Origin of the sequence: Micromonospora coriariae (assembly GCF_900091455.1) — a bacterium.
Taxonomy (GTDB): Bacteria; Actinomycetota; Actinomycetes; order Mycobacteriales; family Micromonosporaceae; genus Micromonospora; species Micromonospora coriariae.
In genome coordinates this window covers 6,441,409-6,454,286 of the sequence record NZ_LT607412.1, presented here as the reverse complement: position 1 = coordinate 6,454,286, position 12,878 = coordinate 6,441,409, and the positions used below count along the sequence as shown (strand labels likewise).

15 protein-coding genes and 1 pseudogene are annotated in these 12,878 nt (G+C 74.1%); 10 read left to right on the top strand and 6 right to left on the bottom strand.

The features are described 5' to 3' along the window. Positions 1–67: 67 nt before the first annotated feature. Complete coding sequence (locus GA0070607_RS30110; RefSeq protein ID WP_089021224.1) at positions 68–862, bottom strand: spermidine synthase; 795 nt, start codon at positions 860–862, stop codon at positions 68–70. Positions 863–979: 117 nt separating this feature from the next. After that, the gene (locus GA0070607_RS30105) at positions 980–1,954 is read right to left on the bottom strand and encodes a DUF2267 domain-containing protein (RefSeq protein WP_089021223.1); all 975 of its coding nucleotides are present in this window, start codon (positions 1,952–1,954) and stop codon (positions 980–982) included. A 203-nt stretch (positions 1,955–2,157) separates the two neighbouring features. Between GA0070607_RS30105 and GA0070607_RS30100 the strand changes: the two genes are divergently transcribed. Further along, entirely contained in the window at positions 2,158–2,472 is a 315-nt protein-coding gene (locus tag GA0070607_RS30100) for a hypothetical protein (RefSeq protein ID WP_089021222.1), read from the top strand. Between the two features lie 78 nt (positions 2,473–2,550). On the opposite strand, the gene GA0070607_RS30095 is transcribed toward GA0070607_RS30100, so the two are convergent. Continuing rightward, on the bottom strand, positions 2,551–2,889 hold the full coding sequence (locus tag GA0070607_RS30095) for an STAS domain-containing protein (RefSeq protein ID WP_089021221.1): 339 nt from the start codon (positions 2,887–2,889) through the stop codon (positions 2,551–2,553). A 196-nt stretch (positions 2,890–3,085) separates the two neighbouring features. On the opposite strand from GA0070607_RS30095, the gene GA0070607_RS30090 reads away from it, so the two are divergent. The 5 genes from GA0070607_RS30090 to GA0070607_RS30070 all read left to right on the top strand — a co-directional run bounded on the left by GA0070607_RS30090 (position 3,086) and on the right by GA0070607_RS30070 (position 7,587). Beyond that, positions 3,086–4,846, top strand: coding sequence for a PP2C family protein-serine/threonine phosphatase (locus GA0070607_RS30090; protein WP_089021220.1), 1,761 nt, complete (start codon positions 3,086–3,088; stop codon positions 4,844–4,846). 2 nt (positions 4,847–4,848) lie between these two features. Further along, the gene (locus tag GA0070607_RS33915) at positions 4,849–5,898 is read left to right on the top strand and encodes a cobalamin B12-binding domain-containing protein (protein ID WP_089021219.1); all 1,050 of its coding nucleotides are present in this window, start codon (positions 4,849–4,851) and stop codon (positions 5,896–5,898) included. A gap of 116 nt (positions 5,899–6,014) precedes the next feature. After that, entirely contained in the window at positions 6,015–6,362 is a 348-nt protein-coding gene (locus tag GA0070607_RS30080; RefSeq protein ID WP_089021218.1) for an STAS domain-containing protein, read from the top strand. 68 nt (positions 6,363–6,430) lie between these two features. Then, positions 6,431–6,877, top strand: a complete 447-nt coding sequence (locus GA0070607_RS30075) for a response regulator (protein ID WP_089021217.1) — start codon at positions 6,431–6,433, stop codon at positions 6,875–6,877. Positions 6,878–7,044: 167 nt separating this feature from the next. Beyond that, positions 7,045–7,587 (top strand): ATP synthase subunit B family protein, encoded by a 543-nt coding sequence (locus GA0070607_RS30070; RefSeq protein WP_089021216.1) that lies wholly within the window; start codon positions 7,045–7,047, stop codon positions 7,585–7,587. A gap of 44 nt (positions 7,588–7,631) precedes the next feature. On the opposite strand, the gene GA0070607_RS30065 is transcribed toward GA0070607_RS30070, so the two are convergent. The 3 genes from GA0070607_RS30065 to GA0070607_RS30055 form a co-directional block, all read right to left on the bottom strand. After that, on the bottom strand, positions 7,632–8,480 hold the full coding sequence (locus GA0070607_RS30065) for a hypothetical protein (RefSeq protein ID WP_172899131.1): 849 nt from the start codon (positions 8,478–8,480) through the stop codon (positions 7,632–7,634). 298 nt (positions 8,481–8,778) lie between these two features. Then, positions 8,779–9,204: an OsmC family protein gene (locus GA0070607_RS30060; RefSeq protein ID WP_089021215.1), complete on the bottom strand. Its 426-nt coding sequence runs from the start codon at positions 9,202–9,204 to the stop codon at positions 8,779–8,781. Between the two features lie 63 nt (positions 9,205–9,267). Continuing rightward, entirely contained in the window at positions 9,268–10,218 is a 951-nt protein-coding gene (locus GA0070607_RS30055) for a serine/threonine-protein kinase (protein ID WP_089021214.1), read from the bottom strand. Positions 10,219–10,418: 200 nt separating this feature from the next. Here GA0070607_RS30055 and GA0070607_RS30050 point away from each other — a divergent pair, with 200 nt between their 5' ends. From GA0070607_RS30050 to GA0070607_RS30040, 4 genes and pseudogenes are all read left to right on the top strand, one after another. Then, positions 10,419–10,649 carry a hypothetical protein gene (locus tag GA0070607_RS30050; protein WP_089021213.1) on the top strand — a complete coding sequence of 77 codons (231 nt, stop codon included), beginning with the start codon at positions 10,419–10,421 and terminating at the stop codon, positions 10,647–10,649. A 112-nt stretch (positions 10,650–10,761) separates the two neighbouring features. Further along, a pseudogene (locus tag GA0070607_RS30045) lies at positions 10,762–11,192 on the top strand (sensor histidine kinase); the annotation flags it as partial. Between the two features lie 87 nt (positions 11,193–11,279). Next, the gene (locus GA0070607_RS32870; protein WP_007459587.1) at positions 11,280–11,429 is read left to right on the top strand and encodes a hypothetical protein; all 150 of its coding nucleotides are present in this window, start codon (positions 11,280–11,282) and stop codon (positions 11,427–11,429) included. A gap of 17 nt (positions 11,430–11,446) precedes the next feature. Beyond that, positions 11,447–12,877, top strand: a complete 1,431-nt coding sequence (locus GA0070607_RS30040) for a class I SAM-dependent methyltransferase (protein WP_089022192.1) — start codon at positions 11,447–11,449, stop codon at positions 12,875–12,877. Position 12,878: the final 1 nt, after the last annotated feature.

Sequence of the window (12,878 nt, the reverse complement as noted above, 5' to 3'; positions counted from 1 at the left end):
CTCCGGAAACCCGGCACCGGCGCTGATCACCCGGCGGTGTGCGGCCGATCGCCCAGGGATCGGGTGGTCATTTCTGGTCGATGCTGTCGGCGTCCGTGACCGGTCGGGCGCCGGCGACGAAGCCGTCCAGCGCGGCGGCGTGCAGCAGCCCGCCGGGCACCGGGTCGCGCAGGGCGGCCACCGCCAGCCGGCCGACCGGCAGCCCGCCGGGGCGGGGCGTGGCGGCGAGCACCAGGTTGCCGTAGCGCCGGCCGCGCAGCATCCGCCGGTCGCCGAGCACGCACACGTCGCCGAAGACCGCCCGCAGCGTCGCCACCTGCACCCGGGTGCCGACCAGTGGCGGCAGGTCCGTGACGTTGACCAGGTACAACCCATCCGGGCGCAGGGTGCGGGCCACCTCGGCGGCGAACTCCACGGTGCGTACGTGTGGTGGCATCCGCGCCGCCCGGTAGATGTCGGCGATCACCAGGTCGTACCGGCCGGCCGGGCTGGCGGCGACGGCCTCCCGGGCGTCGGCGATCTGCACCTCCACCTCGGGCGGCAGCGGCGGCAGCTCCCGGGCGACCAGCTCGACCACCGCCGGGTCCCGCTCGATGACCCGCTGCGGGGAGCCGGGCCGGGTCGCGGCCAGCCAACGGGGCAGCGTCAACGCGCCGCCGCCCAGGTGCAGCACGCTCAGCGGGTCGCCCGCCGGGGCCGCCAGCTCCACCGCTGAGGCGATCCGCCGGACGTACTCGAAGTGCAGGTGCCGGGGATCGTCGACGTCCACGTACGACTGCTCGACGCCGCCGGAGAGCAGCATCCGCCCGGTCCGGCGGACCGGATCGGCGGCCAGTTCCAGCCGGTCGGCGGCGCGGTTCATGTCCGGCACGCTAGCCGAGCCGCCGGGGAGCGCCGCCTGTGGCCCGGCACGGCGAAGGGCCGGCGGCACGGGGCGTGTTGCCCGCGCCGCCGGCCCGCGTGCGCCGATGTGCCCCGGTCAGCCGGCGGCCATCCCGGCACCCACCTCGTCGATCGCGTCGTCGATCCGGTGGGCGAGGTCCACGTCGAGCGCGGTCACCCCGTCCGCCTGGTTGGTCCGCACGGTCAGCACGGCGGCCGTGTCTCCGGGGCGCCCGATGCTCGGGGCGCGTCCGGTCTCCTGGCGCAGCCGGTCGAGCCGGTCCAGCACCCGGTCCAGGTTGTCCGGCGGCAGCGCGACCACCCGGTACAGGGCGTCACTGTCGCCGGCCCAGTACGGCAGGTCGTCCAGCGCCGCGCGCAGCTCGGCCGCGTCCAGGGTGGGTGTGGTGGTGGAGGCGCCGACGAGACCACCACCGGCCTCCGGCGGGTTCAACAGGTCCCGCAGGCCGTCGGGTACGTGCAGCGACTCGACCAGGTCGCCGTCCTGCGCGGCGAGCGCGGCGAGCGTCGCCTCCGCCTGGTATCGGGCCTGTTCCGGGGTGCGGCCGCTGATCCGGCCCACCTCGGCCAGGAAGCCGGGCAGGTCGCGGTGCCGCTCGACGCCGTCGACGGGCAGCACATCGTGCAACGACGACGGTACCGCCGTGAGCAGCCGCTGCCGCTCCGCCGCCTCCAGCGCGAAGGCGAGGACCAGCACTGTCGCCTCGGTGCCCACCTTGGCCGTCTTGAAGTCGACGCCGGCCCGGCGCCGGACGTCCTCGACCAGCTCGTTGTAGCCCATGCTGCTGGTCCCCGCCGACTCCGGCGTCGGGGACTGCGGCCTGGGATTGTCCGGCGTGCCGAGCTGCGGCGGCGCCGGTCCGCCGCGCGTGCTGTCCGGTTTGTGGCGTCCGGCCGGCCCCGGTCCGGCCCGCCTGCCCTGATCGAGGCTGGTGATCTGCTTGGAGGCGCTGAGGCTGGCGCCGAACTCGCTGGGCTGGCGACCCTGTTCGCGGGCCTGCCGGGCCAGTGCCCGGCGCCGCTGGTTGTCGCCCTCCATCTGCTTACGCATGGTGATGACACCCCTTCCGCTGGGGATCGTGCCTGCGTTCGTCGCCTTCCCGCCGTCCGGGGCGCCGAAACGGACGCCGCCGGGGCAGGCCGGCCGGGCATCGGTGGGCTTCATCCGGGGCGGGTGATGGGCGCTCACCCGCCCTGCCCCCAGGATCAGATCAGGACCGGAGTTCTTCCGAGGTACGCGGAAGGAAGGTCGTCATGAAACGGATCGTCGAGATCGTCCCCGCTCGACCCGGCTGGTACGCCCGCTGGCAGCTCACGCCCGACGCCACGCGGTGCTACCCGGTGAGCCTGTGGGCGCTGCTGGAGGAGGCCGACGGGACCGGCCGCGAGGTGGTCGGCATGGACTGCATCGGCCAGTGGCCGGGCGCGGACGACAACGAGTCCGGTGCGGATTTTGTCCGCTACCTGTACCAGACGCCTGATTCAGGGGCACCCGAGGACGCCGACGCCGAGCCGACCGGCGAGCTACGCGAAAGCGGGCCCCGGCTCCAGCCGATGACCGCACCCTAGACATTCCTCCGGCCCCCGACCCCAGGTCCCAGGGTCGGGGGCCACCCCCCTTTCCGGGGGCGGCCCGCGCCGCGCCGATCAGCCGATGGCGCGCAGGTCGCCGTCGGCGTGCTCCACTGCCAGCAGCTCAGCCAGCCCGGTGCGGTCCAGCATCCGCTGGAGCTGCGGGCTGCCACCGGTCAGCCGGATCGCCCCGGCGGCGCGGTGCACCACGAGCAGGGCGCTGAGCCCGGACGAGTCACAGAGGCTCACGCCGGTCAGGTCGACCATCAAGGGCTGGTGGTCGTCGCCGCGCAGCTCGTCCGCCGCCGCGATCAGGTCGGGCGCGCTGTCGTAGTCGAGCTCGCCGGCCAGCCGCAGCCGGACCTGCCCGCCATCGAGCCGGGTCACCTCGATGGTCAACTGCTGCCGGGACATTCCTCCATGTTCTCAGCAGCCGGACCGAACGCAAATCCGGGGGCGTGAGCGCCGCGACGGTGGCGTGGGCGATCCGCCTCCCAGCTGCCGTGAGGTGCCGCTCCCGGCCGCCCGGCGTAGGGTGGGCGGGACAGTTCGATCGCCGATCGCGGTTCCGGCGCGGCCGGGGTGAACGACAAGGAGTGAGGCTCAGCTGGTGACTGCTGCCGACGTCAGGGACTGGGACCCGGGCGACGGACGGATCTCCACGCCGAGTACCACACGGGCGCCGGCGTGGTCCGCCGACGCCCCGGCCCGGCCCGGGGGCGCCCTGCCGCCGCTGGCCCCCGACCGCGGTCAGGTCCCGCCCGACTGGTCCGAGGTCGTCGAGCACTTCCGCGAGGGTCTGGTCGTCTGCGACGCGGACGGCGTCGTGCGGCACATCAGCCCGGTGGCCGAGCGGTTGCTGCCCGAGGTGGTGCCCGGTGAGCTGCTCGCCGCGGCCGGCGTGCCCGCGTTGAGCGACGGGAGCCCGGGCGGCTTCACCCATCGTGGACGCCGGCTCACCGCGCGCTGCGTGCCCTTGTCCGGCGCCCGCTGCTGCTGGTATGTCGAGGACGTCACCGAGAGCGCCAGCCGCGCCGACGCGCTCCTCGCCGAGCGGGCCCGCTCGGCTTTCCTGGCCGTGGTGGGCGACAAGCTGGGCAACCCGCTGCACCCCGACCGCGCCGCCGCGGCGGTCGTCCGGCTCGCCGTGCCGTCCCTGGCCGAGGTGGCCGTCCTGGTGCTCGCCCCGCGCTCGGGGAGGGCCCGCTGGTGGCGGGCCTCACGGGCGGACGACGAGGCGCCGATGGTGGACAGCGGCGTGCTGGCCGGCGGCGACCTGCCGACGGCCATCGCCGACGGGCTGACCGGGGCGGAGCCGCACGCGGTGGACTGGCTGGTGGAGCAGGCGGTCGACGCGGGCTGGCTGCCCGGCCTGCCCGGTGCCGACAGCGCCGCTCGGGTCGTCCCGCTGCCGGGCGGAGACACCCCGGCGGGGGTGCTGCTGGTCGCCCGCCGTGCCACCCGCCCGTACGACGACGGCGACGTGGAGCTGATCCGCGCCTTCGCGGCCCGGGCCGGGGCGGCGTTGACCACCGCGCTGCTCTACCGCGACCAGGCGGAGGTGGCCGACACCCTCCAGGCCAGCCTGCTGCCCGTGGAGCCGGCCGAGACCGCCGGCGTGCAGTGGGGCACCGCGTACCGGCCGGCGCAGGCGGGGTTGCGGATCGGCGGCGACTTCTACGGCTCGCATCGGCTCGCCGACGGAGGCTCGTTGTTCTTCCTCGGTGACGTCTCGGGCAAGGGCGTCGAGGCGGCGGTCTTCACCGGCCAGCTGCGCCAGTGCCTGCAGGCCCTGCACCGGGTGGAATCGCACCCCGGGCGGCTGCTGCGGCTGCTCAACGACGCGCTGCTGGAGACGACCCAGGCGCACGGCCAGGGCCGCTTCGCCACCATCGTGCTCGGCGTCGCCAGGCTGGAGCGCGAGGGCGGTCTCACCCTCACCATGGCCGGCGGCGGGCACCTGCCGCCGCTGGTGCTGCGCGCCTCCGGCGAGGTGGAGACCGTCCCGCTGCGCGGCATGCTCATCGGCGTGGTGCCCGACCCACGCGTCGGTGAGGTGACCGTGCGACTGGCCCCGGGCGAGACATGCCTGCTCTACAGCGACGGGGTGACCGAGGCCCGTGGTGGCCGTCGTGGCGACGAGCAGTTCGGCCCGGAGCGGCTCGTCACCGCGGTGACCGGCTGCCAGCGGATGCCGGCACCCGCCCTGGCCGAGCGGGTCGAGCAGGTCACCTGCGACTGGCTGGCGCACGGCGACCACGACGACATCGCGGTGCTGGCGCTGCGCGCGGTCAGCCCGAACGGGCGACCGTCACGGCACCTGCACGCCGTTCCCACACCGACCAGGGCCGACCAGCAGAGGGAGACGTGAGCGTGACCGGGCCGTCCACCGCAGCCGACCTGACCGACGTCTACCCCGGCTATCTGGACTGCCTCGCCGACGCCGACGAGTACGCCGCGATCGACCTGGCGCTCGGCCTGCTCGACGCGGGCCTGCCGGCCGAGCGGGTGCTGCTCGACCTGGTCGCGCCCGCCCAGTCGGAGGTGGGCGAGCGGTGGGCGCGCAACGAGTGGAGCGTCGCCCAGGAGCACGCCGCCACCCACATCAGCGAGCGGGTGGTGGCGGCGGTCGCCGCGCACGCCAACCCGCGTCCGACCGGCGGGCGGGTCGTCGTGGCCTGCATGGATGGTGAGTGGCACGCGCTGCCGCCCCGGCTGGTGGCCGAGGTGCTGCGGCTGCGTGGGTGGCAGGTGACCTTTCTGGGCGCGAGCGTCCCGGCGGCGCACCTGGTGTCGTACCTGCACCAGCACGACGCGCACGCGGTGGCGCTGGCCTGCGCGCTGCCGGTACGGCTGCCGCACGCGCACCGCATGATCGAGGCGTGCCGCCGTTCGGACGTGCCGGTGGTGGTCGGCGGGCGCGGGTTCGGTGCGGACGGGCGGTGGACCCGTCGGCTGGGCGCCCCCTGGGCGGCGGACGCGCCGGCGGCGGCGGAGCTGATCGCCGACGAGCGGGCGCTGCGTCGGGTGCCACCGGCACAGCTGTCGCACCTGGCCGACGACGAGTACGCCAGCCTGGTCCGGCGCCGGGGTGAGCTGATCGACAGCGCGCTGGCCGACCTGCGCGAGCGGGTGCCGGCGACGCGGGCGTACACGGCCGCCCAGCTCGACTCGACCGTGAGCGACCTGGGCCACATCATCGACTTCCTGGCCGCGGCGCTCTACGTCGACGACGCCTCGCTGTTCACCGAGTTCGTCCAGTGGCTGGTGGGGATCCTGACCAGCCGTGGGGTGCCCGCCGCGGCGGTGGACCTGCCCCTGGAGCACTACGCCGCCGCGCTGCGCGACTTCCCCCGGGCGGTGCGCGCGCTGACCCTGGGCCGGGCCGTGCTGCCCGTCGTCGGGGGCAGTACCGCCCCCTGATCGCCGACCTGCGGCGTTCGCTGCCGATCACCGCGCCATGCGCTCGGCCGGGTGCCCCTGCTTATACTTGCCGCACTGCAAACGTCCCACCCAACGGTGGAGCGAGGGGGAGCACGGTGACGTTCAGCGTCAGGCACGCCGGGCGCGACGGCGATGGCTACTGCCTGAGGCTCGCCGGTGAGCTTGATCTGAGCACCGCGCCCGAGCTGGCCGCCGCGATCGACCGGCTTGCCGACGCGGGCGAGAGCCGCGTCCTGCTCGACCTCACCGATCTCACCTTCTGCGACTCCACCGGCATGGCCGTGTTCGTGCGGGGGGACAACCGGGCCGCCGCCGAGGGCGGCTGGTTGCGGCTCACCGGCGCCACCGGGCGGGTCGAGCGGGTGTTGCGGGTCACCGGCCTCGCCGACGTGTTGCACTACCAACCGGACGCCGTCGACCCGGCGGCCCACAGCGCCCCCTGATGGGCTAGATTTCCCCGCCGACACGGTGACCGTCTGGTCCCGTCCCCGCTGAGCCGAGGCAGGTAGTGATGGGCGCAGACAGCCCGCATCCGGTACGCATCCTGGTGGTGGACGACGACCCGGGCGACGTGCTGATGATCGAGGAAGCCTTGGCGGACTCCGATGTGGACAAGGTCATCGACGTGGTGAGCGACGGCGAGGAGGCGATGGAGTTCCTCCGCGCCGAGGGGCGGCACCTGAATGCCCGCCGGCCGGACGTCATCCTGCTGGACCTGAACATGCCCCGGATGGACGGGCGGCAGGTGCTCGGCGCGGTGAAGCAGGACGAGGACCTGCGGACCATCCCCATCGTGGTGCTGACCACGTCGAACGCGGACACCGACATCGTGGGCAGCTACACGCTGCAGGCCAACGCGTACGTCACCAAGCCGATCGACCTGGACGACTTCAACGAGGTGGTGCGCCGCATCGACGAGTTCTTCGGCCGGGTGGTCGTGCTGCCGAAGCGCGCCTGACGTCTCCGGCGGGACCGGGCGGCATCATCCACGCCGGCCCGGGGATCGCCGATCGCCGCGCCCCGCGTGCTCGGATGCTGAACAATTTTCCCGAACCCCCTCGGCCGCTCCCGTCGCGACCGAGGATCCAGGTGGGAAGAAACAGCAGCTGCCTGGGGGGCGACAGCATGAGGTTCTCCGTCGTTGAGACCGGTTACGACCAGCGGCAGGTGGACTCCTGCCTGGATGAGCTGGGGATCCGGTTGTCCCGGCTCGCGGCGCGGGCGGAGGGCGCCGCCGGGACCGCCCGGGTCTGGGACGAGATCCGCGAGGAGGCGACCTGGCTCAGCGGGCTGCTCCAGCGGCTGGATCTGGGCGACGCCGCGAACACCCGGCGCGCTGGCGACGGGGTGCGGCGGGAGGCGGCCGAGATCCTGGCCCAGGCCCGGATCGAGCTGGACGAGGCCCGCGAGGAGGCCCGGCAGGTACGCGAGCGGGCGTACGCGGAGGCCATGCAGGCCCGGCGCGACTTCGAGGCGGCGCTGGACGCCCGACGGCGACGCGAGGCGCGGGTGGACGAGATTCTCGACGGCCTGACCGCCGAGCCGGTACCCACCGACACCCCGACCGCGGCGGCGGGCACGGGCGTACCGGCGACGCGGGTGGCCGCCGGCGGTCGGGACGTGGGCATGGAGCCGCCGGCCGGGCGGGACGGCGCGCACAGCCGCTGACACGCACCGCGGGTCGACGGTCGCCTGGCGACCACCGTCCGCGCTCAGGTGGTGAGGGCCGCCGCGACGGTCGTCGCCCGCTCCTCGTGCTGGGCGTACGCGTCGGGGAAGGCGGAGATCTGCACGGCCTGGGCGGCGGCGGTGACGCTCATGTCCTGCCAGCCCGGGATCTCGTTGAGCGCCTCGTAGAAGGCCCGCGCGGCGTACGACGGGCGCATCAGCTCGGCCACCGTGCCCCAGCCGCTGCTGGGCCGCTGCTGGAACAGGCCGACCGAGTCGTGGTCGGAGCCGCTGCCCTGGTTCGGGTACTGCGCCGACTCCGGCAGCACGTCGCTGGCCAGGTTGTAGAGGTTGCTCTCCTGCATGGCGGTGGCCAGTGCCACCACCAGCGCGCGGCGCGGCATCTTCATCTCCAGCCCGACGTCCACGATGATCTTGGCGTTGTCCATCTGGGCCTGGTCGAGTCCGGCGACCGGTCGGGGTCGGCGTGGCTTGACCGGCTTCTTGACCGCCTTGCGCACGGCGGTGCGGGTGGGGGTGGGCTTCGGGGTCGGGCTGGGCATGATCCGCGCGGGCGCGGCGTCGCGGTCCAGCGACCGGGAGGCGCGCTCGTCGGCGATGGCGGCGCGGTTGGCAATCGCCTCGGCCAGCGGCTCCGCGGGGCGGACGCTGTCCTCGCCGCCCCGGGCGGTGGCGACCGCGACCAGGCTCAGGCAGCAGGTGACACCGGTGGCCAGGGCCACCCGGAGCGAGGTCGAGCCGAGCAGGGCGCGGCGGGGTGGTTCGGCGGCCCGGTGACGGCCGATCGTCCGTTCGGTTGATGCGGCGTCGCTCGAAAGGGCGGTCGGGCGCGCGTCGGTCAGCTTCTGGTCGGAGGGGTCGTCGCGATGCACTCGCCGAGGCTAGAGAACTGCTTTCCCGATGCCACCGGCCCGTACGGTGGCATGCGCCACAATTTGCCCCGATCTTGGCGACAATAGGGGGCAACAGCTCCGCAAAGCTGATCAACTACGCCCTTCGGGTCAGCCGGGTATTCCCGATTCGCCGGCCGAAGTCGGTCGCCGTCAACGCCAGCGGCATCCTCTTCGGCGGCCCGTCACCACTCATCCTTATGGCCGATGCCCGGTCCAACGAACACCCGGGACCTGGGCGTGGCCGTTCGGTGGACCGACGACCCGGGTGGCGACCAGATCAGTGCCGGCCGTTCTCGGCCGGGGTGACGGTCAACCGGTGCCGGCTGTTGTCGCCACTGGAGAACGGCCAGAGCCGGTCGGCGTACTCGACCAGATCGGCCAGCTGCTGCCGGCTCAGCCCCGCCGAGGAGATCGAGGCGTGCACATCGGCCCGGTAGAGACCATCGTCGTCGCGCCCCAGCTTCGCCTCGGCCCGCACCTGAACGGTGTGCGACTCGTCGGTGATCTCCCCGGCCGCCTCCACCGCCGCGTGGTGCAGGCAGGACGCGAAGGCGGCGGCCAACAACTGCTCCGGCCTCAACCCGGTGCAGTGCGCTGCCAGCGGCGAGGCCAGCGCGGAGGAGAGTCCGCCATCGTCGGTGCGTACGTGGCCGCCCTCGGCGGTCGCGGTGGCCTCATGCAGCCAGGAACTCGGATCCGGCATCGCGTTCCTCCCGTCGCTCACCGACCCGACTTCCCGGCCGGCGCGCAGCGAAACGCCGAGCGGTCAGCGCCCGCCGGACCGGTCCGGCCCGTCGGCCACCCGCACCGCCTCGGTGGCCTCCATCGCGGCCTGCTCGGTCCAGGGCGACGTCGGAGCCGGTCGGCGTGCCGTGGGCACCAGCATCGGCACGTACACCCGGGCGTCCACGGCCTCGGCCAGCAACAGCGCCGCGACCAGGCTGGTCGGTCGCCGCGCCGGGTCCTCGGCCAGGCAGGAATGGCACAGTTCGGCCACCTCCGGCGGGAGCCCGGCGATCTCGGGCAGCGGGTCCGGTGGCCGGCGACGGCGTACGCCCAGCAGCTCGATGGTGCTGTCCGCCGGGTACGGCAGCCGGCCGGTGAGGCAGTAGTAGAGCAGCACGCCGAGGGCGTACATGTCGGCGGCCGGGGTGGGCGACGCGCCGTCGAACTGCTCGGGCGCCAGGTACGCCGGAGTGCCGACGATCATCCCTTCCGGCATCGGATCCGGCGCCCCGGCCGGACTGGCGATGCCGAAGTCGAGCACCTTCACCCCCGAAGGGGTGAGCATGACGTTGGCCGGCTTGACGTCGCGGTGCACGATGCCGTTCGCGTGCGCGGCCGCCAGCGCCGCGCCGACCTCCGCGCACACCCGCACCGAGATCCGCCAGTCCAGCGGACCGGCCCGCAGGTGCGCGGCGAGTGTCTCCCCCTCGGCCAACTCCATCACGATGTACGGCACCTGGCGACCGGGCAGTGCGGAGGAGGACGTGCCGAAGTCGTGAACACTCGCGACGTTCGGGTGCACCAGGCGTGCCGCGGAGCGCGCCTCGGCCTGGATGCGCTCCACCGGGCCGTGCTGGCCGTCCGCGCCGGGCGAGATCAGCTTCACCGCGACCGGCCGGTCCAGCACCCGGTCGTGGGCTCGCCACACCTCGGACATGCCGCCGACGCCGATGCGCCGTTCGAGCCGGTATCGCCCGTCCAGCGTGCGCATCGACCGCTCCTCGCCCTCGTCCCGCCGGCGGCGGTTGCTCCGTTCGCGGTACCCGGCCCCCGAACTGGGCAAACCGTCGGGCGAATCGTGAGCCGCGGGGCCTGCGCACCCGCTGCGGCACCGACGCTGGGTGCGGTAGCTTGCGAGCCAGGGCCGGTGTCACCGGACGTGCCGGCACGGTCACCCGAGGGGACGCGGCGATGGGCGAGGTCACCGTACGCTTCGTCGGCGGGCCTGCCGACGGCCTGGTCCGGGACGTGCCGGCCGGCCCGGACGGCGCCCCGCCGCCGCGTTGGATCATGCGGCACCCGGACGGCACAGGGCCGGTGCAGGCCGGGCCCGACCACCTCTACGAGCGCGACCGGCCCGACGGCGTGGGCGGCTGGAGCATGCGGTTCGTGCGCACCGACCCGTACGGGGTGTCCGAGTGACCCCACGGCGGGGCTGACCGGCGGTGACACCCATCCGCCGCCGACCCGTCCGCACAGCTGGCACACAGGTGCCGCAGAGGCGTGCCACAGCCACCGCGCCCACGATGGGGGACATGCCTGGCGGCTCGACCTTCCCGAGGTGGTGATCCGGGTTCCTGGCGACGCCGCCCGGCTGCACCAGGTGGTGGCGAACCTGCTGGCCAACGCCGGGGTGCACCCGCCCGGCACGGTGGTGACGACCACGTTGAACGTCGAGGGGGACGCGGCCGTGCTCACCGTCGCCGACGACGGGCCCGGAGTGCCGGCGGAGCTGCAACCGGAGATGTTCGCGAGGTTCGCCCGCGGCGACAGCTCCCGGTCCCGGGCACACACGGCAGCACCGGCCTCGGCCTGGCGATCGTGGCGGCGGTGGTGGAGGCCCACCACGGCACGGTCGCGGTGCCGGCACACGCCTCGTCCAGCCGTCGGTGCTGTCGCTTTCTGTGGCGAGGCTGGGAGTACGCCGATGTGTCCGCTACGGCGAGGACGATCGGCGTACGGTGAGGGACAAGTCCGGCTTTCTGGGTCAAAAAGCCTCACCGCTGTACGCCCGGGACTCCGGTGTCGAGACGGCGAGTGAAGGAGCGATCGGTGATCCATCTGGCCTACCTGGACGCGGGATCCGGCAGCCTGATCGTGCAGGCGGTCGTGGGCGGGGTGGCCGGGGCCGCGGTCGCCGCCAAACTCTACTGGCGACGCCTGGTCGACCGGTTCCGCCGACAGCCCACCGACCAGCGGTGAGTCGGCCGGTCCCGGCGATGGCGATCTCACCCGCGGCGGCCCGGCCCGAGCCGGCCTCCTTCCGCGACCCGGCCAACCGGGTCTTCCACGTCGGCAACGAGGTGCTGCGTGGGCTCGACGCGCAGGCCGCCGAGCACTGGCGGGCGCTGCGAGCCACCGCCTTCTTTCCGGCGCTGGTTGCCGCGGGCAAGGTCTGCGCCACCGAGGACGCGCCACCGGCGCTGGTGCCCGCGTCCGCCGCAGATCCGTGGGCGGCGGTGCTGCGCCACGAACGCATCCCCTTCGTTTCCCACCCGTACGAGTGGTCCTTCACCATGCTGCGCGACGCCGCGCTGCTGCACCTGGAGATCCTGCGCGCCGCGCTCGCCGACGGGTTCACCACCAAGGACGGCTCGGCCTACAACCTGCAGTGGCGCGGCGCCGAGGCGGTCTTCATCGACATCGGCTCCTTCGAACCGGTACGCGACGGCGAGCCGTGGGCCGGCTACCGGCAGTTCTGCCAGACCGTGCTCTACCCGCTGCTGCTCACCGCCCACCTGGGGGTGGACTTCCAGTCCTGGCTGCGCGCCCGGGTCGACGGCATCGAGGCCGACCAGCTCCGCCCGCTCTTCGCCGGAGCCCGCCGGCTGCGCCCCGGCGTACTGACCCACGTGCACCTGCACGGCGCGATGCAGCAACGCAACGCCGCCGCCAGCACCACCGACGTACGCGCCCAGCTGCGGGCCGCCGGCTACTCCCGGGAGCTGCTGCTGGCCACCGTGCGTGGCATCGAGAAACTCGTCCGCAAGCTGGACCGTCGCCCGGCGGGCAGCCACTGGTCGGACTACCAGCGCACCTGCGGCTACTCCGCCCAGGACCGGGCGGCCAAGGAGCGGTTCGTGTCCGCCGCGCTGACCGCCGGCGCCCGGCCGCGCCTGGTGCTCGACCTCGGCGCCAACGACGGCCGGTACGCCCGGCTGGCGGCCGGGCACGCCGACTATGTGGTCGCCGTCGAGCAGGACCCGGCCGTGGTCGACGAGCTGTACCGGGCGCTGCGGGCCGAGGGCCACCGCCGGATCCTGCCGCTGGTGCTCGATCTGGCCGACCCGTCGCCCGGTGGCGGCTGGCGGGGCGTCGAGCGCGCCGGGTTCGCCGAGCGGGCGTCGGCGGACGCGGTGCTCGCCCTGGCCGTGGTGCACCACCTGGCGATCGGGCGCAACGTGCCGCTGCCGGAGGTGATCGACTGGCTGGCGGGGCTGACGGCGCCGGGAGGTGCGGTGGTGGTGGAGTTCGTGCATCCGGAGGATCCGATGGCCCGCCGGCTGCTCGCCAACAAGCCCGAGGGACTCTTTCCGGACTACCGGCGGGACACCTTCGAGCGGCTGCTCGCGGCCCGGGGACGGATCACCGATCGTCTGGAGCTGCCCTCGGGCACCCGCACGCTCTACCGGGCGGTGATGGGTGGCTGAA